We start from the raw sequence: 23,857 nt of genomic DNA, 5'->3' as shown, positions 1-23,857 counted from the left end.
GATGGTGCTCAGTTGCCGGTCGCCCGGGCGGCGGACAACGAATCCTTGGCGGCGGCGACCACGCTCTCAGTCGTCATGCCGAACTCGCGGTACAGGGTCTCGTAGTCGGCGGAGGCGCCGAAGTGCTCGATGGAGACGCTGCGCCCGGCGTCGCCGACATACTCCCGCCAGCCGAGGGCGATGCCGGCCTCGACCGACACCCGGGCCTTCACCGCGGCGGGAAGCACCTGCTCGCGGTACTCGGCGCTCTGCTCGGCGAACCACTCCAGGCTGGGGGCGGACACGACGCGCGCGCCGATCCCGTCGGCGGCCAGCGCGGCGCGAGCCTCGAGAGCGAACTGCACCTCGGAGCCGGTCGCGATGATGATCACGTCGGGGGTTCCGCCGGCGGCGTCCGCGAGCACGTAGGCTCCCTTCGCTACGTGCTTCGCCGAGGCGAGGGTGTCGCCGCTCGCGACGTCGTCGCCGCGATCGAAGACGGGCAGGTTCTGGCGCGAAAGCACGATTCCGGCCGGACCGCGGCGGCGGCCGAGAATCGCCTGCCACGCATAAGCGGTCTCGTTCGCATCCGCCGGCCTCACGACGTCCAGCCCCGGGATGGCACGGAGCGTCGCGAGCTGCTCGACCGGCTGGTGGGTCGGGCCGTCGGCGCCGAGGGCGACCGAATCATGCGTCCACACGAAGATCGAGGGTGCCTGCATGAGCGCGGCGAGGCGCACGGCCGGCCGCATGTAGTCGCTGAAGATCAGGAAGGTACCGCCGAACGGGCGCGTATTGCCGTGCAGCACGATTCCGTTGAGGATCGCCGCCATGGCGTGCTCGCGGATGCCGAAGTGGAGCACCCGTCCGTACGTGTTGCCCGTCCATTCGCCGGTGGAGTGCTCGGCGGGAACGAACGACGCAGCGCCCTCGATGGTGGTGTTGTTCGACTCGGCGAGGTCGGCGGATCCGCCCCACAGCTCCGGGATGACCGGGCCGAGCGCGGTCAGGACCTTGCCGGACGCGGCGCGGGTCGACACGTCTTTGCCTGCCGGGAAGACGGGCAGCGCTTCGGCGACTCCCTCGGGCAGGTCGCCGGCGAGCACGCGGTCGAGGAGCTCCTTGCGCTCGGGCTGGGCGGCGGCCCACGCGTCGAACTGGATGTTCCACTCGGCGTGCGCGGCCTGTCCGCGCTCGACCGCCTTGCGGGTGTGGGCCAGCACGTCGACCTCGACGGCGAACGACTGCTCCGGGTCGAAGCCCAGAACGGTCTTGACGGCGGCGAGCTCGTCGGCGCCGAGCGCGGACCCGTGAATCTTGCCGGTGTTCTGCTTCTTCGGCGACGGCCAGCCGATGATCGTGCGCAGGATGATGAGGGAGGGCCTGTCGGTGTCGGCCTTCGCCGCCTCGATTGCGTCGTTCAGCTCGACCAGGTCTTCGCTGTAGTCGCCGGTCTTCTTCCAGTCGACGACGAGCACCTGCCAGTTGTACGCCTCGTAGCGCGCCTTCACGTCCTCGGTGAAGGCGATGTTCGTGTCGTCCTCGATCGAGATCTGGTTGCTGTCGTAGATGGCGATGAGGTTGCCGAGCTGCTGGTGGCCGGCGAGCGACGACGCCTCGCTCGTGATGCCCTCCTGCAGGTCGCCATCCCCGGCGATGGCGTAGACGAAGTGGTCGAACGGGCTCTCGCCCGCCGCGGCATCCGGGTCGAAGAGGCCCCGCTCGAAGCGCGCGGCGTAGGCGAAGCCCACCGCGGAAGCGAGCCCCTGGCCGAGCGGGCCGGTCGTGATCTCGACGCCGTCGGTGTGGCCGTACTCCGGGTGGCCGGGGGTCTTCGAGCCCCAGGTGCGCAGCGCCTTGAGGTCGTCGAGTTCGAGGCCGTACCCGCCGAGGTAGAACTGCACGTACTGGGTCAGCGAGCTGTGCCCGACCGACAGGATGAACCTGTCACGACCGATCCAGGTGTTGTCGCTCGGGTCGCGCCGCATGACCTTCTGGAACAGAAGGTAGGCGGCGGGGGCCAAGCTCATCGCCGTGCCAGGATGCCCATTTCCGACTTTCTCGACCGCGTCGGCGGCGAGGATGCGAGCGGTGTCGACTGCTCTGGCGTCGAGGGAGTTCCACTGGAGGTTTGGCACTTGGTTGTCGACCCTTCGTTCGCTGTGGGGCCAGGCCTGTGACCATCGCCCACACATGAGGTGTGGCTTGCCGCTGACGTCAACGGCATGTCCGCGTCGAACCTCGCCAGACCAGTCAACTTGGAGGCAGGGGGAGGTTGCTCGCGGCTGGCAAGCTTCTTCAGTATAGAGAATCGCCCTCCCGGCGCGTCTCTCATGACGCCCTGCGCCGGGAGAGGTCCAGACTTCGATCAACTAGACTCGGCTGAGTAATGAATCCGGTTAGAGGAGCAATGGACGTAACCGTCACGGCCCGCGCAGCGCGCGAGAGGCCCGGGTTTGCTCGCAAGGCTCGCGCCTACATCGCGCTGACGAAACCCCGGGTGATCGAGCTTCTGCTCGTGACGACCGCGCCGGTGATGGTTCTCGCACAGAACGGCATCCCGAACCTGTGGCTGGTCGTCGCGACCCTCATCGGAGGATCGCTCAGCGCCGGCTCGGCGGGCGCGTTCAACTGCTACATCGACCGTGATATCGACCGGGTGATGGAGCGCACGAAGAACCGGCCGCTGGTCACGGGCGAGCTCAGCGACCGTGAGGCCCTCGTGTTCGCGTGGCTCGTCGGCATCGCGTCGATCATCTGGCTCGCGGTCACGACCAACCTGCTTGCCGCAGCCCTCTCGGCCGCCGCGATCTTCTTCTATGTCGTCGTCTACACGCTCTGGCTCAAGCGCCGCACCGCACAGAACATCGTGTGGGGCGGCATCGCGGGATGCTTCCCGGTGCTGATCGGCTGGGCAGCCGTCACGGGCTCCCTCGACTGGGCTCCCGTCATCCTTTTCTTCGTCGTTTTCCTCTGGACCCCACCGCACTACTGGCCGCTGTCGATGCGGTACCGCGCCGACTACGCCTCGGTAAACGTGCCCATGCTCGCGGTCGTGCGCGGACGCACCCTCGTCGGGCTCCAGGTGGTGCTCTACGCGTGGGCCACGGTGGCCTGCTCGCTGCTGCTGATCCCGGTGGCCTCCATGGGCATCCTGTACACCGCGGTCGCGGTCGCGGCGGGCGGCTGGTTCATCATCGAGTCCCACCGCCTGTACAGCACCGCAATCCGGCACGACGAGGTCAAGCCGATGCGCGTGTTCCACAGCTCGATCTCGTACCTGACGCTGCTGTTCATCGCGGTCGGCGTCGACCCGCTGCTGCCGTTCTAAGTCCCGCGCTTTCATTATTCAGGAGTCAGGCCAGAGCCTGGCGTCATTATTCAGGAACCGGCCCCGGCAGAACGCTCCGAACCGGGGCTGGAGTGGGCAGAGTGACGAAGGCTGATCCGATTGCCACTGCGGCGCCGTCAGACTCCTGAATGATGAAAGCCAGTTGCCGACCAGACTCCTGAATAATGAAAGCCCGTGGCGGGCCGCCGGCTCAGACCGCGGCAGTCCCGACTCTCTGCTGGGACGCGGGGGCCGATACCGGTTCGGCGCGGCTCCTGAGGTTGAGCATCGCCGACGTCATCGCGGCGGCCAGTACGCACGCGAGCACCATGTGGGTGCCGACGAGCAGCTCCGGCAGGCCCATGCGCGACTGGCTGATGCCGACGACGATCTGCGCGAGCTCCACCGCCAGCAGCAGGCCCACCGCCTTGGCGACCGCGGGAAGCCGCATCAGCACGGCGCCGGCGAGAAGCACAATCGTGAGGCCGAGCGTGATGTACGCCGGGTAGCTGTGCAAGTGCTGCAACAGTTCCGAGTCGAGGCCGTTCCGCGCCGAGCCCTTGTCGCCAGCGTGGGGACCGGAACCTGTCGTCAGGATGCCGACGAGGATCGTCACGCCGACGAACAGCGAGGCCAGATACCCGGTCGCGACGTACCAGCCCGGCGCCACGAGCGCGACTCCTCGGCGACCGCGGTAGACGCGATAGACGAGCACCGTCGCGAGAACCACGAGAACGGTCGACAGCACGAAGTGCAGTCCGACGATGTAGGGGTCGAGGTTCGTCAGAACGGTGATGCCGCCGATGACTCCCTGGAACGGAATGCCCAGACCGATCACGAGCGCGAGGCGGAACAGGTCGGGGCGCTGTCTGCGCATCCGGACAACGAACAGGAACATGGCGATCGCAATGAGGATGAGCACGAAGGTGAGCAGGCGGTTTCCGAACTCGATCACCCCATGGATTCCCTGCTCCGGGGTGCTCACGAACGAGTCCGCGGTGCAGCGCGGCCAGGTCGGGCAGCCGAGCCCCGAGCCGGTGAGCCGCACGGCACCTCCCGTACCGACGATCAATATCTGGGCGACGAGCGAGAGCCAGGCCATCACCCGAACGCGTCGGTCGATCACAGAGGGAAGCCAGGCAGAAAACGGTGCGATGACCGTACGCAGGCGAGAAGGCGCGCTGTTCACTCGGAGACTCCAAAATCAGTGTCGATCTCCCTATTCTAGGCAGCGACACCTGCGAGGAAACCGGCGCGGTGTGCCAGTGCCTTCACAGGCTCGAAACCCCGCTTTCCCGAGTGTTCCCTGTAGAATGAGTTGGTCCGGAAGGCACGTCTCGGACCGGGCGCGCAATGCGATGACCGGACCAGATCTCGCACCCACACCTCCCATCGCACGACAAAGTCGGGGGAGTGTGCCGCGAATATCGCCCGTGGAAGCAGTTTGCGGCCCGGAATACCACCCCGATCACCTCGGTTGGGAATGGTTGGAAAGAGGTAATCATGTCTGACGTACTCATCGAACGACCCGAACTCGACGGCCTTGGCACGTACGAGTTCGGATGGTCGGACTCCGACGTCGCCGGCGCCTCCGCGAAACGCGGGATATCGCCCGAAGTCGTCGCCGACATCTCGGCGCTCAAGAGCGAGCCGGAATGGATGCTCAAGAAGCGGCTCAAGGGTCTGGCGCTGTTCGGGAAGAAACCGATGCCGACGTGGGGCGCCGACCTTTCGGGCATCGACTTCGACAACATCAAGTACTTCGTCCGCTCCACCGAGAAGCAGGCGCAGACCTGGGAAGACCTCCCCGAAGACATTCGCAACACGTACGAGAAGCTCGGCATCCCCGAGGCGGAGCGCCAGCGCCTCGTCTCCGGTGTGGCCGCCCAGTACGAGTCCGAGGTGGTGTTCCACTCGATCAACGCGGAGCTCGAGGCACAGGGCGTCATCTTCATGGACACCGACACCGCCCTCAAAGAGCACCCGGAGCTGTTCCAGGAGTACTTCGGCACCGTCATCCCCGAGGGCGACAACAAGTTTGCCGCGCTCAACACCTCAGTCTGGTCCGGTGGCTCGTTCGTCTACGTGCCGAAGGGCGTGCACGTCGAGATCCCGCTGCAGGCCTACTTCCGAATCAACACCGAGAACATGGGCCAGTTCGAGCGCACGCTCATCATCGCCGACGAGGGCAGCTACGTTCACTACATCGAGGGCTGCACGGCCCCGATCTACAAGTCGGACTCGCTGCACTCCGCCGTGGTCGAGATCATCGTGAAGAAGAACGCCCGCGTTCGCTACACGACGATCCAGAACTGGTCGAACAACGTCTACAATCTCGTCACCAAGCGTGCCATCGCGCACGAGGGTGCGACGATGGAGTGGATCGACGGCAACATCGGATCCAAGGTGACGATGAAGTACCCGTCGATCTACCTCGTCGGTGAGCGCGCGAAGGGCGAGACCCTGTCGGTCGCGTTCGCCGGGCCCGGCCAGCATCAGGATGCCGGAGCCAAGATGGTTCACATGGCGCCCTACACGCAGTCCTCGATCGTCTCCAAGTCGATCGCCCGGGGTGGCGGACGCACGGGATACCGTGGCGAGGTCCGCATCGCGGAGGGTGCCCACCACTCGGCGAACACCGTGCGCTGCGACGCGCTGCTCGTCGACACCATCTCCCGCTCGGACACTTACCCGACCACCGACATCCGCGAGGACGACGTGCAGATGGGCCATGAGGCCACAGTGTCCCGTGTCAGCGCCGAGCAGCTCTTCTACCTGCAGAGCCGCGGCATGCCGGAAGACGAGGCCATGGCCATGATCGTGCGTGGTTTCATCGAACCAATCTCCCGCGAACTCCCAATGGAGTACGCGCTCGAACTCAATAAGCTCATCGAAATGGGTATGGAAGGATCCGTCGGCTAGATGTCAGCTCCTGCAAGCCCTCTCAAGATCGACGAAGGCACGCCACAGCAGGCAGAGCTCGACCCCACGCAGCCCGGCCGTGTGCCGCGCAGCGACGGCGGGTCGAGCTATGTCCCCGTGCAGACCCGTTCGGAACGATTCAAGTCGACGAACACCTCTGATTTCCCGGCCGTCACCGGCCGCGAGATCGAGTGGAAGTTCAGCCCCATCGCCAAGCTGCGCCCCCTCATCGAGGGCGAGCTCGACGGTGGCGCGTGGCTATACGACAGTGTGGAAACGCCCGGCGTGAACATCGCGTGGGTCGACCGCGCGGATGCCTCGGTCGGGTCCGCCGGAGTGCCGGAGGACCGCGCATCCGCAAACGCCTGGTCGAGCTTCGAGCGCGCCCTCGCCATCACGATCGACGGCGACGAGATCCAGGATCTCGCCCTCGAGCGGTCCGGGCTCGACGGCGCACCCCGTGCAGCGCACACCATCATCACGGCGAAGAAGCACAGCCGCGGACACATCGTGCTGCACAACTCGGGAGCTGCCCAGCTCACCGAGAACGTGGAGATCATCGTCGAAGACGGCGCCGACCTCACCGTCGTGAGCGTGCAACAGTGGAACGACGACGCGATCCACCTTGCGAGCCACTTCGCCCGGGTCGGCCGGGATGCCAAGCTGCGCCACGTCGTCGTCTCGCTCGACGGCGACGTCATCCGGATCAACCCCTCCGTGCACCTCGTGAGCGAGGGAGCCGACGTCGAACTGTACGGCGCCTACTTCGCGACCTCGGGCCAGCACATCGAGCAGCAGGTGTTCGTCGACCACAATGCCCCAAGGACCAAGTCGCGCGTCACCTACAAGGGCGCACTGCAGGGCAGGGGAGCGCACACCGTCTGGATCGGCGACGTGCTCATCCGCCAGTCGGCGGCGGGAACCGACAGCTACGAGCAGAACCGAAACCTGCTGCTCACCGACGGCGCCCGCGCCGATTCGATTCCGAATCTCGAGATCGAGACCGGCGACATCGCCGGGGCCGGTCACGCGAGTGCATCGGGACGCTTCGACGACGAGCAGCTGTTCTACCTGCAGGCGCGCGGCATCAGCGAGGAGGAGGCGAGGCGACTCGTCGTCCGCGGATTCCTCGCCGAGATCGTGCAGCGCATCGGCTCGCCCGAGCTGCAGACGCGCCTCGAATCCGCAATCGAGTCGGCACTCGTGCCGGAAGGAGCCCAGAGCTGATGGCCGCAATCAAGGTATGCGCCGAAACCGACCTCGAGGTTGGGGCAGCAGTGCGCGTCGTGATCGACGGCCTGCCGATCGCCCTGGTGCGCGACTCGGCCGGCGATATCCACGCGATCGGCGACACCTGCACTCACGGCGACATCTCGCTGTCCGAGGGGTTCGTCGAGGACGACACCCTCGAGTGCTGGGCGCACGGCTCCAAGTTCTCGCTCAAGACCGGCAAGCCCATCACCCTTCCGGCCTACGAGCCGGTCCCCGTCTACACCGTGACGATCGAGGGCGGCGAGGTCTTCATCGACCCGACCGCCGTCGTCACCGTCTAAGAAATCTGAAGGAACCCACCATGTCTGTTCTCGAAATCCACGACCTCCATGTGAGCGTCGAAACCGAGCAGGGAAAGATCGACATCCTCAAGGGCGTCGACCTCACCGTCAACGAGGGCGAGATCCACGCGATCATGGGTCCCAACGGCTCGGGCAAGTCCACCCTCGCCTACACGATCGCCGGGCACCCGAAGTATCACGTCGAACGCGGATCGATCAAGCTCGACGGAAACGAGATGACCGACCTGCCCGTCGACGAGCGCGCGCGCGCCGGTCTTTTCCTCGCCATGCAGTACCCGGTCGAGATCCCGGGCGTCGCCGTGACGAACTTCCTCCGCACCGCCAAGACCGCGCTCGACGGCGAGGCCCCCGCGCTGCGCGGCTGGACCAAGGACGTCAGGGAGGCCATGAAGAACCTGCGCATGGACCCCTCCTTCGCCCAGCGCAACGTCAACGAGGGGTTCTCCGGCGGCGAGAAGAAGCGCCACGAGATCCTCCAGCTCGAGCTGCTCAAGCCCAAGTTCGCGATCCTCGACGAGACTGACTCCGGCCTCGACGTCGACGCGCTCAAGATCGTCGCCGAGGGCGTCAACCGTGCGAAGGCCGAGACGGGCCTCGGACTGCTGCTCATCACCCACTACACCCGCATCCTGCGCTATATCCAGCCGGACTTCGTGCACGTGTTCGTCGATGGTCGCGTCGCCGAGGAAGGCGGCCCGGAGCTGGCAGACCGACTCGAGGCCGAAGGCTACGATCGATTTCTCACCGAGACTTCCGTAGGCTAGCCCGATGGCCGTCGCACTCGCACCCGCACTCTTCGACGAGGTCGAAGAGGCGTTGAAGAACGTCATGGATCCCGAGCTCGGGATCAACATCGTCGACCTCGGCCTGATCTACGACCTCACCTGGGACGACGAGAACAACGCCCTCATCATCAGCATGACGCTCACGTCGGCTGGATGCCCGCTCACCGACGTGCTCGAGGAACAGACCGCAGAGTCCCTCGATGGTGTCGTCGAGCAGTTCCGCATCAACTGGGTGTGGATGCCGCCGTGGGGCCCGGAGAAGATCACCGACGACGGACGCGACATGATGCGCGCACTCGGCTTCTCGATCTGACCTGCCGAGCCTGAGGCATCACGCCAGAGCCGTCGGGCCGGAGGCGTCACGCCGAGCGCGTCCCGCCACCGCGCGGGGATATCGTTTCGTCGTTCCGACCCGGCACGGCGCGCGCGCACGCACGCAACCGAGGAGAATCCGCGACACGACGCGCTCGAGCGCCAGTGCGCCCGGCGCGTCGCAGAAACTCCTGCCGAACGGACCACATCACCGGCCAAAACTGTCTGACCGGTCTCTGGCCCGACTTGCCCGTCCAACACGACTGACCGGACTCGCACGGGCGACAGAACGTCCGGGGCCCCACGGCGCGCGAGCGCACGCAACCGAGGAGAATCCGCGACACGCCGTGCCCGAGCGCCAGTCAGCCCGGCGTGTCGCAAAAACTCCTGCGTTGAGTCTCTTCGCGGAGGCGGACTCTTCGGGCGGGCAGCCTCTTCGTGCGTTCGGGCGGGATGCCGCGGCACGGCGCGTAGACTGGGGCACTTCCCCCCGCAGTGTGTTGTAAAAACGCGCCCGAAGAAATGGAATTGACCTGTGCTGAGCGTGCATGACCTCGAGCTCCGAGTCGGAGCACGCACGCTGATGCAGGGCGTCTCCTTCCGCGTCGACCGCGGAGACAAGATCGGCCTCGTCGGGCGAAACGGCGCCGGCAAGACCACGCTGACCAAGATCCTTGCGGGCGAGGGGCTCCCCACGGACGGCCGCATCGACCGCACCGGCGAGGTCGGTTACCTCCCGCAGGACCCGCGCTCCGGCAACCCGGAGGACCTGGCCCGCACCCGCATCCTCGACGCCCGCGGCCTCGGCCAGCTGCTGCTCGGCATGGAGTCCGCCGCGATCGACATGGGCGACGGCGACTCGGCGACGAGCGAGCGGGCGATGAAGAAGTACGGCAACCTGCAGGACAAGTTCCTCGCGCTCGGCGGGTACGCGGCCGAGGCCGAGGCCGCGTCGATCGCAAGCAACCTGTCGCTCCCCGACCGCATCCTCGACCAGCCCCTCTCGACCCTCTCCGGCGGCCAGCGTCGTCGGATCGAGCTCGCGCGCATCCTGTTCTCCGGCGCCGACACGATGCTCCTCGACGAACCGACCAACCACCTCGACGCCGACTCCGTCGTCTGGTTGAGGGACTACCTGAAGTCATTCCAGGGCGGCCTGATCGTGATCAGCCACGACATCGAACTGGTCGAGGAGACCGTCAACCGCGTCTTCTACCTCGATGCCAACCGCACCGTAATCGACGTGTACAACATGAACTGGAAGAACTACCTGCGCCAGCGGGCCGCCGACGAGGAGCGCCGCAAGAAGGAGCGCGTCAACGTCGAGAAGAAGGCGACCGTGCTGCAGCTGCAGGCCGCGAAGTTCGGCGCGAAAGCCTCCAAGGCCGCCGCAGCGCACCAGATGGTGCGTCGGGCGGAGAAGATGCTCTCGGGTCTCGACGAGGTTCGCTCGGTCGACCGCGTCGCCAAACTTCGCTTCCCCGAGCCAGCGCCGTGCGGCCGAACCCCGCTCATGGCGTCCAACCTGAGCAAGAGCTACGGGTCGCTCGAGATCTTCGCCGCCGTCGACCTCGCGATCGACCGCGGGTCGAAGGTCGTCGTGCTCGGCTTCAACGGAGCGGGCAAGACCACGCTGCTCCGGATGCTCGCGGGCGTCGACAAACCCGACACCGGCCAGATCGAGCCGGGGCACGGACTGCGGATCGGATACTACGCGCAGGAGCACGAGACGATCGACGTCAAGCGGAGCGTGCTCGAGAACATGGTCTCCTCCTCGCCGTCGATCACCGAGATGGAGGCCCGGCGGGTGCTCGGGTCGTTCCTCTTCACGGGCGACGACTCGCACAAGGCTGCCGGGGTGCTCTCCGGCGGAGAGAAGACCCGACTCGCCCTCGCCATGATCGTCGTGTCGGGCGCGAACGTGCTGCTGCTCGACGAGCCGACGAACAACCTCGACCCGGCAAGCCGCGAGGAGATCCTCGACGCCCTCTCGAACTACTCGGGCGCCGTCGTGCTCGTGAGCCACGATGAAGGCGCCGTCGAGGCCCTGAACCCGGAGCGCGTGCTCATCCTGCCCGACGGCACCGAGGACTTCTGGAACAAGGACTACGCGGACCTGATCAGCCTGGCCTGATCGCTAGCGGCGTTCGCTCGCCTCGAGCAGCGCGTCCTCCGACTCGTCGTCGGACGGCGCCCGGGCCGCGCGGCGCCGCGCGCGTTCGTCGGCGCGCTCCTTCTCCTCCGGGTCGTCCGCGTTCACGGTGCGGTACTCCTGGCGCAGGGCCCAGCCGAGCCCGATGAAGGCGAGAATCGCGAAGACAAACCACTGCAGCGCGTACGACAGGTGCGGGCCCTCGTCCAGCACCGGCGTGACCGACGGCATCGGGGCGGTCGCGGGCTCCGGGCTCTCGGTGATCACCAGCCCGTACGCCGCCGTGTAGGCGGGCCGGTCGAGCAGTTCGGCGATCTGGGGGAGGTGAATCGTGGGGATCTGGCCGGAACCGGCAATTGTCGACCGACTCGAGAGCAGAGGCTCGCTGGCCTTCAGCCGCGCCGTGACAGACACCGGGCCGGCCGGCGCGGCGGGAATGTCGTCGGGGGCGTCCTGTTCGGATCCCGTTGGCAGCCAGCCGCGGTCGACGACGAACACTGTGCCGTCGGCGAGGAGCAGGGGAGTGAGAACCTCGAACCCTGGACGGCCAGCGAACGGGCGGTTGCGAACGAGAAGCTGCTCATCGGGGAGGTACGTGCCCTCGAGCAGCACCGGAAGCCACTTCTGGCTCTCCTCGAAGGAACCCGGCGTGGCGAGCACGTCACCCACCGGCGCTGCCGGGCGCTCGTAGTTCGACTCGATCCGATCGATCTCGGCGCGCGCCTCGGCGCGGCGCTCAAACTGCCACAGGCCGAGCCCCGAACAGGCGATCGCGACAACGACGGTGAGCGCGAGGTAACCCGCCCACCGCTTCGAGAGGGCGAATCTCCAACGGTTCATGACAGTTCAACCCTATCGACGCGCTCCGCCAGCGGGGTCACCCGAACCGGGAAGTCCCTGGCGTGCAGATAGTCGTGCAGGTACTCGCGGTGCTCATCGCACGCCAGCCACACCTTGACCCGCTCCGGACCGTGGATGCGGGGATTGCGCCAATTGACGTTGAAGGTCGCAGCCCCCGAGCATCCCGCCCGCGAGCAGGTCGGCGACAATCCAGCGCCAACCCCTGCTCCCGGGAGTGGGATCACGCAGCGTCACCGTCGGCGGCCTGCTCGCGCGGGCGCACCGGAACGATCGACCCCGGCCGCACGACGGTGCCGGCCTCCTGATGCCCCACATTTGCCAGGATCACCGCGAAGTAGGGGAGCACGATCGCGGCGATTGCGAAGACGGCGAGCCACCAGCCCTGCACGACGAAGCACAGGGCGATGCAGACCAGGCGCACTCCCATGGCAATGAGGTACTTCGTCATGCGCGCCCTGCGATCGTCCTGGGGGGACTGCGGGAGTGCGGTGATCGACGAGATGACCTGTGGTTTAGCCATGGAACACGTTTTCTGCTGAGTGATGGAACCAGCTACGACTGGTTAAGCCTACGTCTAGGCTTGTGGGAGTTTGCCGGGAGCGCCCCGTTTGCACGCTGATCCAGGGGAGTCACCAATGACCGTTGCCAGGACCGTTCTCGTCACCGGCGGAAACCGCGGAATCGGCTTTGCCATCGCTCAAGAATTCGTTGCTCTCGGGCACCGTGTCGCCGTGACCGCGCGGTCCGGTGACGGCCCGGGCGGCACCATGACCGTGCGCGCCGACGTCACCGATGCCGCCTCGATCGACGCCGCGTTTACGAGCATCGAGGCCGAGCTCGGGCCCGTCGAGGTGGTCGTCGCCAATGCCGGCATCACCCGTGACATGCTCCTCATGCGGATGAGCGACTCCGACTTCACCGACGTCATCGACACGAACCTCTCCGGGGCGTTCCGTGTGGTCAAGCGCGCCTCGAAGGGAATGCTCAAGGCACGCTTCGGTCGAATCGTGCTCGTCTCGAGCGTTGTGGGCCTGCTCGGCTCGGCCGGCCAGGTCAACTACTCCGCCTCGAAGAGCGGTCTCATCGGACTTGCGCGGTCGGTAACGCGCGAGCTCGGCTCACGCGGCATCACGGCGAACGTGGTCGCGCCAGGATTCATCGAGACCGACATGACCGCCGAGCTGTCCGAGGCGCAGCAGGCCGACTACCTGAAGTCGATCCCCGCGGCACGGTTCGCCACCCCGCAGGAGGTCGCCCGTGTGATCACCTGGCTTGCGAGTGACGACGCCGCCTACATCTCCGGGGCGGTTATCCCCGTTGACGGCGGCCTCGGGATGGGCCACTAGCCGACCTCAGGCCCGGCAGAGTCCGAGCAGCGGAAGCAGCTGCGCGAGGTCGCGCACGTCCATGAGGATGTCGGCCTCGTCCCGCACGGGTGCCTTCGCGTCGAACCCGACCGACAGCCCGGTGATGGCCATCATGGGCAGGTCGTTCGCGCCATCGCCGACCGCCATCGTCTGGCGCAGCGGCACACCGAAGTCATCCGCCCATTCGCGCAGAGTGTGCGCCTTCGCCTCGGCATCGACGATCGCGCCCGACAGTCCGCCGGTGAGCAGCCCACCCGCGATGTCAAGTCGGTTTGCCCTCCAGTAGTCGAGGCCGAGCCGCTCCGCGATCGGGTCGACCAACTCGTGGAACCCTCCCGAGACAACCCCGACGCGCCCTCCCGCCGCGTGCACCCCGCGGATCATCTCGGGCACCCCGTCGGTCACGCGGATGAGCCCGGCGACCTCGTCGAAGACCGACACCGGGAGTCCCGCGAGCGTCGCGACTCTCGCCCGGAGGCTCTCCTCGAAGTCGAGCTCCCCGTTCATAGCGCTTGCGGTGATCCGCGCGACCTCGGCGAGCGAGCCCGCAGCATCCGCGAGCAACTCGATGACCTCGTTCTCGATGAGTGTCGAGTCGACGTCGAGAACGACAAGAAATCCGGCCATGCGCTTCCCTGGTGGCTTCGGCCACAACCGGCGAGCGGGTGGCAATTAGGCGGAGACGTGAACTCCCTTGCCCACAACGGTGATCCCGGAATCGGTGACGGTGAATCCGCGAGCCCGGTCGGCATCGGCATCAACACCAATCGTCGCGCCGGCTTCGATCACGACTTCCTTGTCCAGAATAGCCCGGCGCACCACGGCGTTCGGACCGATCTTCACCCGGTCGAACACGATCGAGTCGGTGACCTTGGCTCCACCGCCGATCGTCGCCCACGGCCCGAGCACGCTGCGTTCGATGTGCGCGCCGGACAAGACCGACCCGAGCGACACGATCGAGTCGATCGTCGTGCCGAGGTTGCCGCTGGAGTCGCGGACGAACTTCGCCGGCGGCGAGTTGAGCTGCTGGCTGAAGATCGGCCACTCTGAGTTATAGAGATTGAAGACGGGCAGCGCCGAGATGAGGTCCTGGTGGGCGTCGAAGAACGACTCGATCGTGCCGACGTCGCGCCAGTAGTACCGGTCGCGATCGGTTGCGCCGGGAACCTCGTTGCGGTTCAGGTCGTAGACGGCCGCGTCATTCTGCGACACGAACCACGGAACGATGTCACCGCCCATGTCATGCTTCGAGTCGGGCAGCTCGCCGTCGCGGATCACGGCATCCATGAGAACGTCGGCGTCGAAAATGTAGTTGCCCATCGACGCAAGCACCTCCCCGGGGGAGTCGGCCAGGCCGACCGGGTTCTTGGGCTTCTCGTGGAACGCCTTGATACGGGTCGGGTCGTCCGGGCTGACCTCGATGACGCCGAACTGGTCGGCGAGTGCGATCGGCTGCCGAATGGCCGCCACGGTCACGCCGGCACCGGATTCGATGTGCGCCGCAACCATCTGGCTGAAGTCCATGCGGTAGACGTGGTCGGCGCCGACCACGACGACGATGTCGGGCTTCTCGTCGCGGAGCAGGTTGAGGCTCTGCAGGATCGCGTCGGCGGATCCCGCGAACCAGCGCTTTCCGAGTCGCTGCTGGGCGGGAACGGATGCGACGTAGGAGTTCGTGAGGCCCGACAGGCGCCAGGTCTGTGAGACGTGGCGGTCGAGGCTGTGCGACTTGTACTGGGTCAGCACGACAATCTGCCGCAGGCCCGAGTTGATCAGATTCGAGAGCGCAAAGTCGATGAGGCGGTAGTTGCCGCCGAACGGCACTCCCGGCTTGGCCCGGTCTGCGGTCAGCGGCATGAGCCGCTTTCCTTCTCCACCGGCGAGGACAATTCCAAAGATCTTCTTCGATGACATTCCTCAACAGTAGAGGCTCGAGTTCACGCTGTACTAGCGTTCACTCCGTGAAGGTCAATCTGATAACTCGGGAGTATCCACCAGAGGTGTACGGCGGTGCTGGCGTGCACGTCGCGGAACTGGTGCGGGCGCTTCGCCCCACCCTCGACGTCACCGTGCGCTGCTTCGGCGCACCCCGCGACGAGCCGGGCGTGTTCGCCTATTCGGTGCCGGATGAGCTGAAGGACGCCAACGCGACCCTCGCGACCCTCGGCGTGGATCTGCAGATCGCCCAGGATGTCGCCGGGGCCGATCTTGTGCACTCCCACACCTGGTACGCGAACGGAGCCGGGCACCTCGCCTCGCTGCTGCACGGCATCCCGCACGTTGTCACCGCCCACAGCCTCGAGCCGCTCCGGCCCTGGAAGGCAGAGCAGCTCGGCGGCGGATACCGCATCTCCAGCTGGATCGAGAAGAACGCCTTCGAGAGCGCGGATGCCGTGATCGCGGTGAGCGACGGAATGCGGCGCGACATCCTGCGCGCCTATCCCTCGCTGGATCCGAACAAGGTCGAGACCGTCTACAACGGCATCGACCTTGCGAAGTGGAAGCCGGTCGACGATCCGGATCTGGTGCGCGGTCTCGGCATCGATCCCGACCGCCCATCGGTGGTGTTCGTCGGCCGGATCACCCGGCAGAAGGGTCTTCCCTACCTCCTGCGCGCCGCACAGCAGCTGCCCCCGGAGGTGCAGCTCGTACTCTGCGCTGGCGCGCCCGACACCAAGGAGATCCTCGCCGAGGTCGAGGCCGGTATGGCCGAGCTCGCCCGTGAGCGCTCGGGAGTCGTCTGGATCGATCGCCTGCTGAGCCAGCACGAGCTCTCCGCCGTGCTGAGCGTCGCGACGACCTTCGTCTGCCCCTCTGTCTACGAACCGCTCGGCATCGTCAATCTCGAGGCGATGGCCTGTGGCGCCGCCGTGGTCGGCACCGCCACCGGCGGCATCCCCGAGGTCGTGGACGACGGTGTGACGGGACGCCTTGTGCCGATCGAGCAGATGCAGGACGGCACCGGCACCCCGATCGACCCGGACCGGTTCGTCAACGATCTGGCGGCGACCCTCATCGAGGTCACGGGCGACCCCGAGACCGCTGCGAAGTACGGTGCCGCCGGTCGGATTCGTGCCGAGAAGGAGTTCGGCTGGGACAAGATCGCGCTCGAGACCCAGCGCATCTACGACTCACTGGTCTAGTTCCCGCGGGGCTCACCGCCGGTCCCCCCGCGGTGGCCTAGGGTTGGAGAATGGCACGTGTTCTGCAGCTCAGTGGCGTCTCCGTTGTACGGGGCGGCAACACCATTCTCGACTCGGTCTCCTGGACCGTCAACGACGACGAACGCTGGGTGATCCTCGGCCCCAACGGCGCCGGCAAGACCACGTTGCTGCAGATCGCCGCGGCGATGATCCACCCGAGCGGCGGCACCGCCGTCGTGCTCGACGACACCCTCGGCAAGACCGACCTGTTCGAGCTGCGGCCGCGCATCGGCTTCGCGTCCACCGCCCTCGCCCGGCGAATCCCTCCGACCGAGACCGTGCTCAACGTCGTGATGACGGCCGCCTACGCCGTCACCGGCCGATGGAACGAGAACTACGACGACATCGACACGCGCCGCGCACGCCGCGTCCTGGCAGAGTGGAAGCTCGACACCCTCGCGGACCGTCATTTCGGCGACCTCAGCGACGGCGAGCAGAAGCGCGTGCAGATCGCCCGATCGATCATGACCGACCCGGAGCTGCTCCTCCTCGACGAGCCCGCCGCGAGCCTCGACCTCGGTGCCAGGGAGGAGTTGCTCAAGATCCTCGGCGGCTACGCCAGCGCCCCCACAGCCCCCGCGATCATCATGGTCACCCACCATGTCGAGGAGATCCCGCTCGGCTTCAGCCACGCGCTGATCCTTGAGGCCGGGGGCATTCGCGCGTCGGGGCCCATCCGCGACGTGCTGACCGCCGACAACCTCGGTGGCGCATTTGGCCTCGAGCTTGTCGTCGAGGAGCGAGACGGACGTTTCGCTGCCCGCGCGGCCTGACGCAGGCCGTGCCATCTGATAACATCGATGGTTGGGCCACAGGCCGCTGAACTTTTCGCAACACACTGCAATCCACTTTCGAATCCCAAGGAATCGCCATGAAGTCTGACATCCACCCCACGTACTTGCCCGTCGTGTTCCGCGACCTCGCCTCCGGCGCCACGTTCCTGACCCGTTCGACGGTCGGCAGTGCGAAGACGATCGAGTGGGAGGATGGCAACACGTACCCGGTCATCGACGTCGAGATCTCCTCCGAGTCGCACCCGTTCTACACGGGCAAGCAGCGGATCATGGACTCCGCCGGCCGCGTCGAGAAGTTCAACACGCGTTACAAGGGCTTCGGCTCCTAACCAGCAGTCTGCGAGAGCGACCGCTGAGACCCGAGGGTCTCACCGGTCGCTCTCGTCGTTAACGCCGGTGACACGCTCGGCGACATGCCGCGCACCTTGGCGCTGCGACGAGGTCTCAGCGCTGCGGCCAGGCCCCATCGGCGACGAAGTCCGGCGTCGTGCGCCGCTTGTAGGACTGGAAGCTCGCGGCCTGATCGGCGCACCACTGCACCTGCCGCGTGTGCAGCACCGCGGTATCGTCACCGAGCTCCGTGGCGAACTTGCGCGCGATTGCCTGCGCGACCCTGCCGGCGGCCACGGCATCCGCGGTCGCGTCGTGCGCGTCCATCAGTTCGACGCCGTAGACATCCGCAGCGCTCGCGAGCGTGCGTTTGCCCTTGCGGTAGGTGTCCATCGCCTTGTCGAGCACGAGGGGATCGATGATCGGGCCCGGCGTGTCGAGGGGCTCGATGCCGTACCGGATGGCCTCGCGGTTGAGCAGGGTGAGGTCGTAGGGGGCGTTGTAGATCGTGATGGGCACGCCCTGCGCGAGCAGTGCGCGCAGCACCGAGACGATCTCGGCCACGACCTCCTCCGCTGGCCGACCCTCGGCCCGCGCGCGCTCGGTGGTGATGCCGTGCACGGCGCTCGCCCCGGCAGGGATCTCGACGCCGGGGTCGGCGAGCCACGCCACCCCCTTCGGCGCGCCGAATGAATCGATCACTCCGACATAGGCCGAGACGATCCGGCTCGACTCCACATCGATGCCGGTCGTCTCGAGGTCGAACACGCCGAGTTTGTCGTACCAGGTGTCACTCACACCGTCACTCTAGGGCCGACCACCGACACCGGACGGTGTTCCGAGGTGCAGCCAGTAGAAGCTCTGCGTCGCAAGCGTCAGGTTGACCTCGCCCTCGGCCCCGACCGTCGGGAACTCGGCCCCGCCGAACAGGTCCCACGTCGCCGCCCCCTCGAAGCCGGGAACCTTGACGGTGACCGAGACGGGGTTGTGGGCGAAGCTGAACACGCACAGCACGTCTTCGGCGGAGTCGCCGAACTGGGTGCCGGAGCCTCCGTACGAGCGCACGAAGGCGAGAACCGACTCGTGGTTGGTCTCGAGCACCGTGAGGGTGCCGAGGCCGAAGGTCGGATGCGCCTTGCGCACGTGGATTACGTTGCGCACCCAGTGCAGGAGCGAGCGGGACTGGGCAAGCTGCGACTCGACGTTGGTGAGGTTGTAGTTGTACACGAGCGACTGCACGACCGGCAGGAACAGCTTGCCGGGGTCGGCGGTCGAGAAGCCGGCGTTGCGGTCCGGGGTCCACTGCATCGGCGTGCGTGAGCTGTCGCGGTCGGGCAGCCAGATATTGTCGCCCATGCCGATTTCGTCGCCGTAGTAGAGGAATGGGCTTCCCGGCAGGGAGAAGAGCAGCGCATGGGCGAGTTCGAGCTCCGCGCGCGAGTTGTCGAGCAGGGGAGCGAGGCGACGGCGGATGCCGATGTTGGAGCGCATCCGGGGGTCGTACGCGTACCAGCCGTACATGGCCTGCCGGTACTCCTCCGACACCATCTCGAGGGTGAGCTCGTCGTGGTTGCGGAGGAACACGCCCCAGCCTGCGCCGTCGGGGATGTCGAGCGTCTCCGACAGCACGCTGATCAGCTCGGCGGCGTTCTGCGACCGCAACGAGTAGAAGATCCGTGGCATGACGGGGAAGTCGAATGCCATGTGGCACTCGGGCTCCTCGTTCGTGCCGAAGAACGCGGCCACCTCGCGAGGCCACTGGTTCGCCTCGGCGATCAGGATGCGACCGGGGTAGTCCCGGTCCACCATCTCGCGCAGCTGCTTGGTGAACTCGTGCGTCGGCGGCTCGCCCTCGCCGTTGCCCTCGTCGGATTCGAACAGGTACGGGATCGCATCGAGCCGGATGCCGTCGACTCCGAGGTCCATCCAGAAGCGGATGGTGTCGAACACGGCCTCGCGCACGGCCTCATTCTCGAAGTTGAGGTCGGGCTGGTGGGCGAAGAAGCGGTGGAAGAAGAACTGGCGGCGGATCGGATCGAAGGTCCAGTTGGACTCCTCGGTATCGATGAAGATGATCCGGATGTTCTCGTACTTCTTGTCGGTGTCGCTCCACACGTAGTAGTCGCCGAATGGTCCATCCGGGTCGGAGCGGGACTGCTGAAACCAGTCGTGCTGGTCCGAGGTGTGGTTGAGCGGATAGTCGATGACGATGCGCATGTTGCGCTCGTGCGACTTGGTGACGAGGTCCCGGAACTCGTCAAGGGTGCCGAACTCCGGCAGTACCTCCGTGAAGTCCGACACGTCGTAGCCACCATCGCGCAGCGGCGACTGGTAGAACGGCGGCAGCCACAGCGCGTCGATGCCGAGCCACTGGAGATAGTCCAGCTTGCCGATGAGCCCGGCCAGGTCTCCGGCGCCGTCGCCGTTGCTGTCGACGAACGAGCGGACCATGACTTCGTAGAAGACAGCGCGTCGGTACCACTGGGGGTCGAGAGTCAATCCGGGCAGTTGGATGGGTGCAGTAAAGCTCACGTCTTCCTCTCGGCCGGCGGGCCGCTATTAACAAATTCGTTACGAGTCTAGAAGGCCTTTCGCGCTACGCGGCGGTTTCTCGTCCCTATGCTGGAGACCAATGAGCATCGAATCGCCTTTTGCATCACTTCTCGCGGCAATCCCCGTCGAGAAAGACGAGGTGACGGTACTCGGCAGCACGACCCGCTTCTGGACCTACGGTGCGGCGGATTCGCCCTTCACGATCGTCATCGCGCACGGCTACCGCGGTGAGCACCACGGGATCGAGCCGATCATCGCGCAGCTCCCCGGCATCCGGTTCATCAGCCCCGACCTTCCGGGCTTCGGCGAGTCGACGCCGCTCACCGACGTTCCACACTCGGTCGCCGGCTATGCGGCCTGGCTCACGGCCTTCGTCGATGCGCTCGGGCTCGCCGGCCGCGCGATCATCCTCGGGCATTCGTTCGGCACGATCGTCGCCGCGAACGCCCTCGTCGACGGTCTCGCGACGCCTGCCCTGATCATGGTGAACCCGATTGCGACGTCAGGGCTGCGGGGTCCACGGCAGCTTGCGACGAAGGTCACCGTCGCCTATTACGAACTCGCCTCGAAGCTCCCGGAGAAGCTCGGCCACCGACTGCTCAACAGCTGGTTCGTCGTGCAGTTCATGAGTTCGAGCATGACCAAGACCCGCACGCGATCGCTGCGCCGCTGGATCCACAACGAGCACCACACCTACTTCAGCCGGTACGCGAACCGCGACGTCGTCGTCGAGGGGTTCCGCGCATCGATCAGCACCGACGTGAGCGCGTTCGCCGCACGCATCACGGTGCCGACCCTGCTCGTCGCCGCCGCCCGCGACGACATCACCCCGGTCGCCGCGCAGTTCGAGCTCGAGCGAATGATGTCGAATGCCACCCTCCGGGTCCTGGCCGACGTCGGGCACCTGATCCACTACGAGGTTCCGGCACTCGCGGCCGAAGCAATCACGTCGTTCCTCGACGACCTGCCGCAGCCGTGAAGGTCCTCTTCGACTGCCGGTACATCCGGCTCGTCCGCCACGACGGGATCAGCCGGTACACGGCCGGACTCGTCGGTGCCTTCGCCAAGCTGCATCCGGTCACGATGATGATCCACGACGAGCGCCAGCTGACCATGCTCCCCGACCTGCCCTGGGTGATGATTCCTCGAGCGCAGAGCCCGCTCGAGCCGTGGGTCGCCCTGTGGATCAACCGCTTCTCGCCGGACGTCGTGTTCAGCCCGATGCAGACGGTGGGGTCGGCGCACCGGCGGTTCCGGCTCATCCTCACCCTTCACGACATGGTGTTCTACAAGACCCGAAAGCCGCCGCGTGACTTCAGCTTGTTGGTACGCACGATCTGGTGGGGCTTCCACTTCACCTACATCCCCCAGCGGATGGCGCTGAATCGCGGCGAGGCCGTCGTCACGGGGTCGAACACCTGCAAGGGACTGATGACGGATGCGCGCCTGACCAGGCGTCCGATCACCTCGATCCGCCCGGGCGTCGACCAACTCGGCCTCCCACCGCGCCGTTACGACGACACGAAGACCCTCGTCTACATGGGCACGTTCATGCCCAACAAGAACGTCGAGACGCTCGTGCGCGGGATGGAGTTCCTGCCCGGCTACACCCTGCACCTGCTGAGCCGCGTCTCCGACGAGGCTCGGGAACGGCTCGCCGCGCTCGCCCCGGCCGGATCCGTCGTGTTCGAGAACGGGGTGAGCGACGAGCGCTACCTCGAGTTGCTGAAGGCCTCGACCGCAATGGTGTCCGCGTGCTTCGACGAGGGGTTCGGTATCCCGCTCATCGAGGCGCTCGCGGCGGGAACCCCGCTCGTCATCAGCGACATCCCAGTGTTCCGCGAGGTCGGCGGGCCGGCGGCAACCTACTTCGACCCGCACAGTGCCCGGGCGTTCGCCGATGCCGTCACGGCGGTCGACCAGCCGGACCGCTGGAACGAGCTCACCGGGCTCGCCATCTCCCAGTCGCAGGTCTTCTCCTGGGAGGAGTCGGCGAGACGCCTTTTGACGCTCATCGAAACGCTTCCGCCGCGCAACCGCAAGTGGTGGAAGCCGTGGAGCTGGCGCACCTCGCCGCGAATCCGGCGCCGCACACGCTGACCGACCCGCCGTCGCCCGAGGCGGTCAGCTCGAGCGACCATCTTCCCTCGCGGCAATCGCGTTCTGCAGGTCGAAGTCGGCTGTACCGGGCTCGATCGACTCGAACTCGATCGGATCGTCGAAGGCCATGAGCTCGAGCGCGCCCTCCGTGTAGAGGAATCTATGGATCGATCCGTTGGTGATCGGCACGCCCCGGAACCGTGCCTCGCCGGGCGCCACCGAGTTCAGCACCGTGCGAATGACGCCGCCGTGCGAGACCACCACGATCCGCTGTCCGAGGTGCCGCTCGGCGAGGTCGGCGAGGGCCGGCAGCACGCGCGCGGCGACCGCGTGCCGGCTCTCTCGACCGGGGACCGGCACGCCCGTGGGGTAGGTCGCATCGAGCGTCTGGTAGTCCAGACCCTCGGCGGCCCCATACCGACGCTCCACGATCGAGTCGAGGCGCTCTGGCTCGGGCAGGCCGATCTCGTCCGCGATGATGCTGGCGGTCTCGAACGCGCGCGACAGCGGGCTCGCCACGACGGCATCCCACTGTCGGGAGGCGAGAAGGCGGCCGGTTCGGCGGGCCTGCGCCCTGCCGGTCTCGTTGAGCGGGATGTCGGTGCTCCCCTGGATGCGCCGCGCGGCGTTCCAGTCGGTCTCGCCGTGCCGCACGAGGTACAGGTGGGTCATGATCTGAGTTGCGCCGCAAGTGCGGCGAGGTGCTGTGACGTTCCGCCGTCGATCTTCACAGTGGCACGCAGGTCGCCTCGGGTGACGCCGCGGTTGATGATGACGATGGGAAGCTTGCGCTTGGCGGCCTGGTCGAGCAGCCGGATGCCGGAGTTCACCACGAGCGACGAGCCCGCGATGAGCAGCGCGTCGGCGGCCTGCATGAGCGCGGTCGCCTCGGCGAACTTCTCGGTGGGGATGAACTCGCCGAAGAAGACGATGTCGGGCTTGAGCACGCCGCCGCAGACGGTGCAGTCCGGTGTCACGAAGCCGTCGATGCTGCCAACCTCGACGTCGCCGTCGGGCGCAAGCTCGCGAGCGCCTGGTTCATCGAGCCACGGGTTCTCCCGGGCCAGGCGAAGGGCGATGTCGGAGCGGGCGAACCCCTGCCCGCAGGTGAGGCAGCGCACCCGGTCCATCGTGCCGTGCAGGTCGACGACGCGCTGGGAGCCGGCCCGCAGGTGCAGCCCGTCGACGTTCTGGGACATGACCCCGTTGACGACGCCGGCGAGTTCGAGTTCGGCGAGCGCCCGGTGCCCATCGTTGGGCTGGGCGTCGTCGAACTGGCGCCAGCCGAGGTGGCTGCCCGCCCAGTAGCGCTTGCGGTACTCGGGATCCTTGATGAACTGCTGGAACGTCATCGGGTTGCGGGGGAGTGCCCCGGCGCCGCGGTAGTCGGGGATACCCGAGTCCGTGCTTATCCCGGCACCGGTGAGCACCGCGACGGTGCGTCCGGCGAGCACCTCGACGGCCGCCGCGAGGTCGCCCGCACCCACGGTGTCGACGTCAGCCGCATTCGGTGCCACCATCGATACTCCCTTGCAGTGCCCGTTCGGGCCGGAGGGCCAACGCGACCACTTCAGGATAGACAACTGGTGGGTCC

At 66.7% G+C, this 23,857-nt stretch carries 24 protein-coding genes; 13 read left to right on the top strand and 11 right to left on the bottom strand.

The window, feature by feature from the left end:
- Positions 1–8: 8 nt before the first annotated feature.
- Entirely contained in the window at positions 9–2,117 is a 2,109-nt protein-coding gene (tkt, locus tag ABIB15_RS03455) for a transketolase (RefSeq protein WP_354475291.1), read from the bottom strand.
- Between the two features lie 272 nt (positions 2,118–2,389).
- On the opposite strand from tkt, the gene ABIB15_RS03450 reads away from it, so the two are divergent.
- A complete protein-coding gene (locus ABIB15_RS03450) occupies positions 2,390–3,310 on the top strand; it encodes a heme o synthase (protein ID WP_354475546.1) in 921 nt (306 codons plus the stop codon).
- A gap of 211 nt (positions 3,311–3,521) precedes the next feature.
- Here the strand turns inward: ABIB15_RS03450 and ABIB15_RS03445 are convergent, their stop codons facing one another.
- The gene (locus ABIB15_RS03445) at positions 3,522–4,436 is read right to left on the bottom strand and encodes a COX15/CtaA family protein (RefSeq protein WP_354475290.1); all 915 of its coding nucleotides are present in this window, start codon (positions 4,434–4,436) and stop codon (positions 3,522–3,524) included.
- 377 nt (positions 4,437–4,813) lie between these two features.
- Here ABIB15_RS03445 and sufB point away from each other — a divergent pair, with 377 nt between their 5' ends.
- The 6 genes from sufB (at position 4,814) to ABIB15_RS03415 (ending at position 11,037) form a co-directional block, all read left to right on the top strand.
- Positions 4,814–6,232 (top strand): Fe-S cluster assembly protein SufB, encoded by a 1,419-nt coding sequence (gene sufB, locus ABIB15_RS03440; RefSeq protein WP_354475289.1) that lies wholly within the window; start codon positions 4,814–4,816, stop codon positions 6,230–6,232.
- Positions 6,233–7,459: a Fe-S cluster assembly protein SufD gene (gene sufD, locus ABIB15_RS03435; protein ID WP_354475288.1), complete on the top strand. Its 1,227-nt coding sequence runs from the start codon at positions 6,233–6,235 to the stop codon at positions 7,457–7,459. It begins immediately after the preceding gene.
- Positions 7,459–7,785, top strand: a complete 327-nt coding sequence (locus ABIB15_RS03430; RefSeq protein ID WP_354475287.1) for a non-heme iron oxygenase ferredoxin subunit — start codon at positions 7,459–7,461, stop codon at positions 7,783–7,785. Before sufD ends, ABIB15_RS03430 begins: the two co-directional genes overlap by 1 nt.
- 20 nt (positions 7,786–7,805) lie before the next feature.
- Positions 7,806–8,570, top strand: a complete 765-nt coding sequence (gene sufC, locus ABIB15_RS03425; protein ID WP_354475286.1) for a Fe-S cluster assembly ATPase SufC — start codon at positions 7,806–7,808, stop codon at positions 8,568–8,570.
- Between the two features lie 4 nt (positions 8,571–8,574).
- Positions 8,575–8,904, top strand: a complete 330-nt coding sequence (locus ABIB15_RS03420) for a metal-sulfur cluster assembly factor (protein WP_354475285.1) — start codon at positions 8,575–8,577, stop codon at positions 8,902–8,904.
- Between the two features lie 534 nt (positions 8,905–9,438).
- Positions 9,439–11,037, top strand: coding sequence for an ABC-F family ATP-binding cassette domain-containing protein (locus tag ABIB15_RS03415; RefSeq protein WP_354475283.1), 1,599 nt, complete (start codon positions 9,439–9,441; stop codon positions 11,035–11,037).
- A 3-nt stretch (positions 11,038–11,040) separates the two neighbouring features.
- Here ABIB15_RS03415 and ABIB15_RS03410 read toward each other — a convergent pair whose 3' ends face one another.
- From ABIB15_RS03410 to ABIB15_RS03400, 3 genes are read right to left on the bottom strand one after another with little or no spacing between them, the layout of a single operon-like run.
- Positions 11,041–11,895 carry an SURF1 family cytochrome oxidase biogenesis protein gene (locus ABIB15_RS03410; RefSeq protein ID WP_354475281.1) on the bottom strand — a complete coding sequence of 285 codons (855 nt, stop codon included), beginning with the start codon at positions 11,893–11,895 and terminating at the stop codon, positions 11,041–11,043.
- Positions 11,892–12,140, bottom strand: a complete 249-nt coding sequence (locus ABIB15_RS03405) for a hypothetical protein (RefSeq protein WP_502908905.1) — start codon at positions 12,138–12,140, stop codon at positions 11,892–11,894. The genes ABIB15_RS03410 and ABIB15_RS03405 overlap by 4 nt, the downstream gene beginning before the upstream one ends.
- Positions 12,137–12,436, bottom strand: coding sequence for a DUF3099 domain-containing protein (locus ABIB15_RS03400; RefSeq protein WP_354475280.1), 300 nt, complete (start codon positions 12,434–12,436; stop codon positions 12,137–12,139). The genes ABIB15_RS03405 and ABIB15_RS03400 overlap by 4 nt, the downstream gene beginning before the upstream one ends.
- A 115-nt stretch (positions 12,437–12,551) precedes the next feature.
- Here ABIB15_RS03400 and ABIB15_RS03395 point away from each other — a divergent pair, with 115 nt between their 5' ends.
- On the top strand, positions 12,552–13,262 hold the full coding sequence (locus ABIB15_RS03395) for a beta-ketoacyl-ACP reductase (RefSeq protein WP_354475279.1): 711 nt from the start codon (positions 12,552–12,554) through the stop codon (positions 13,260–13,262).
- Positions 13,263–13,268: 6 nt separating this feature from the next.
- Here the strand turns inward: ABIB15_RS03395 and serB are convergent, their stop codons facing one another.
- Both serB and glgC read right to left on the bottom strand, forming a co-directional pair.
- Complete coding sequence (serB, locus tag ABIB15_RS03390) at positions 13,269–13,910, bottom strand: phosphoserine phosphatase SerB (RefSeq protein WP_354475278.1); 642 nt, start codon at positions 13,908–13,910, stop codon at positions 13,269–13,271.
- 45 nt (positions 13,911–13,955) lie between these two features.
- On the bottom strand, positions 13,956–15,197 hold the full coding sequence (gene glgC, locus ABIB15_RS03385) for a glucose-1-phosphate adenylyltransferase (protein ID WP_354475277.1): 1,242 nt from the start codon (positions 15,195–15,197) through the stop codon (positions 13,956–13,958).
- Between the two features lie 47 nt (positions 15,198–15,244).
- On the opposite strand from glgC, the gene glgA reads away from it, so the two are divergent.
- The 3 genes from glgA (at position 15,245) to ABIB15_RS03370 (ending at position 17,609) form a co-directional block, all read left to right on the top strand.
- On the top strand, positions 15,245–16,426 hold the full coding sequence (gene glgA, locus ABIB15_RS03380; RefSeq protein WP_354475276.1) for a glycogen synthase: 1,182 nt from the start codon (positions 15,245–15,247) through the stop codon (positions 16,424–16,426).
- A gap of 50 nt (positions 16,427–16,476) precedes the next feature.
- Positions 16,477–17,259, top strand: coding sequence for an ABC transporter ATP-binding protein (locus ABIB15_RS03375; protein WP_354475275.1), 783 nt, complete (start codon positions 16,477–16,479; stop codon positions 17,257–17,259).
- A gap of 98 nt (positions 17,260–17,357) precedes the next feature.
- The gene (locus ABIB15_RS03370) at positions 17,358–17,609 is read left to right on the top strand and encodes a type B 50S ribosomal protein L31 (RefSeq protein WP_161886435.1); all 252 of its coding nucleotides are present in this window, start codon (positions 17,358–17,360) and stop codon (positions 17,607–17,609) included.
- 115 nt (positions 17,610–17,724) lie between these two features.
- Here the strand turns inward: ABIB15_RS03370 and ABIB15_RS03365 are convergent, their stop codons facing one another.
- Together ABIB15_RS03365 and treS are read right to left on the bottom strand one after the other, a co-directional pair.
- Complete coding sequence (locus ABIB15_RS03365; protein WP_354475272.1) at positions 17,725–18,408, bottom strand: 3'-5' exonuclease; 684 nt, start codon at positions 18,406–18,408, stop codon at positions 17,725–17,727.
- A 9-nt stretch (positions 18,409–18,417) separates the two neighbouring features.
- On the bottom strand, positions 18,418–20,142 hold the full coding sequence (treS, locus tag ABIB15_RS03360; protein WP_354475271.1) for a maltose alpha-D-glucosyltransferase: 1,725 nt from the start codon (positions 20,140–20,142) through the stop codon (positions 18,418–18,420).
- Between the two features lie 100 nt (positions 20,143–20,242).
- Here treS and ABIB15_RS03355 point away from each other — a divergent pair, with 100 nt between their 5' ends.
- Together ABIB15_RS03355 and ABIB15_RS03350 are read left to right on the top strand one after the other, a co-directional pair.
- On the top strand, positions 20,243–21,142 hold the full coding sequence (locus ABIB15_RS03355; protein ID WP_354475269.1) for an alpha/beta fold hydrolase: 900 nt from the start codon (positions 20,243–20,245) through the stop codon (positions 21,140–21,142).
- Entirely contained in the window at positions 21,139–22,263 is a 1,125-nt protein-coding gene (locus ABIB15_RS03350) for a glycosyltransferase family 4 protein (RefSeq protein WP_354475268.1), read from the top strand. The genes ABIB15_RS03355 and ABIB15_RS03350 overlap by 4 nt, the downstream gene beginning before the upstream one ends.
- Positions 22,264–22,287: 24 nt before the next feature.
- Here ABIB15_RS03350 and ABIB15_RS03345 read toward each other — a convergent pair whose 3' ends face one another.
- Both ABIB15_RS03345 and ABIB15_RS03340 read right to left on the bottom strand, forming a co-directional pair.
- Complete coding sequence (locus ABIB15_RS03345; RefSeq protein ID WP_354475267.1) at positions 22,288–22,935, bottom strand: histidine phosphatase family protein; 648 nt, start codon at positions 22,933–22,935, stop codon at positions 22,288–22,290.
- A complete protein-coding gene (locus ABIB15_RS03340; RefSeq protein ID WP_354475266.1) occupies positions 22,932–23,783 on the bottom strand; it encodes a Sir2 family NAD-dependent protein deacetylase in 852 nt (283 codons plus the stop codon). The genes ABIB15_RS03345 and ABIB15_RS03340 overlap by 4 nt, the downstream gene beginning before the upstream one ends.
- Positions 23,784–23,857 lie beyond the last annotated feature (74 nt).

The organism is Marisediminicola sp. UYEF4, assembly GCF_040546025.1.
Taxonomy (GTDB): Bacteria; Actinomycetota; Actinomycetes; order Actinomycetales; family Microbacteriaceae; genus Marisediminicola.
This window is presented reverse-complemented; position numbering and strand designations above follow the sequence as displayed.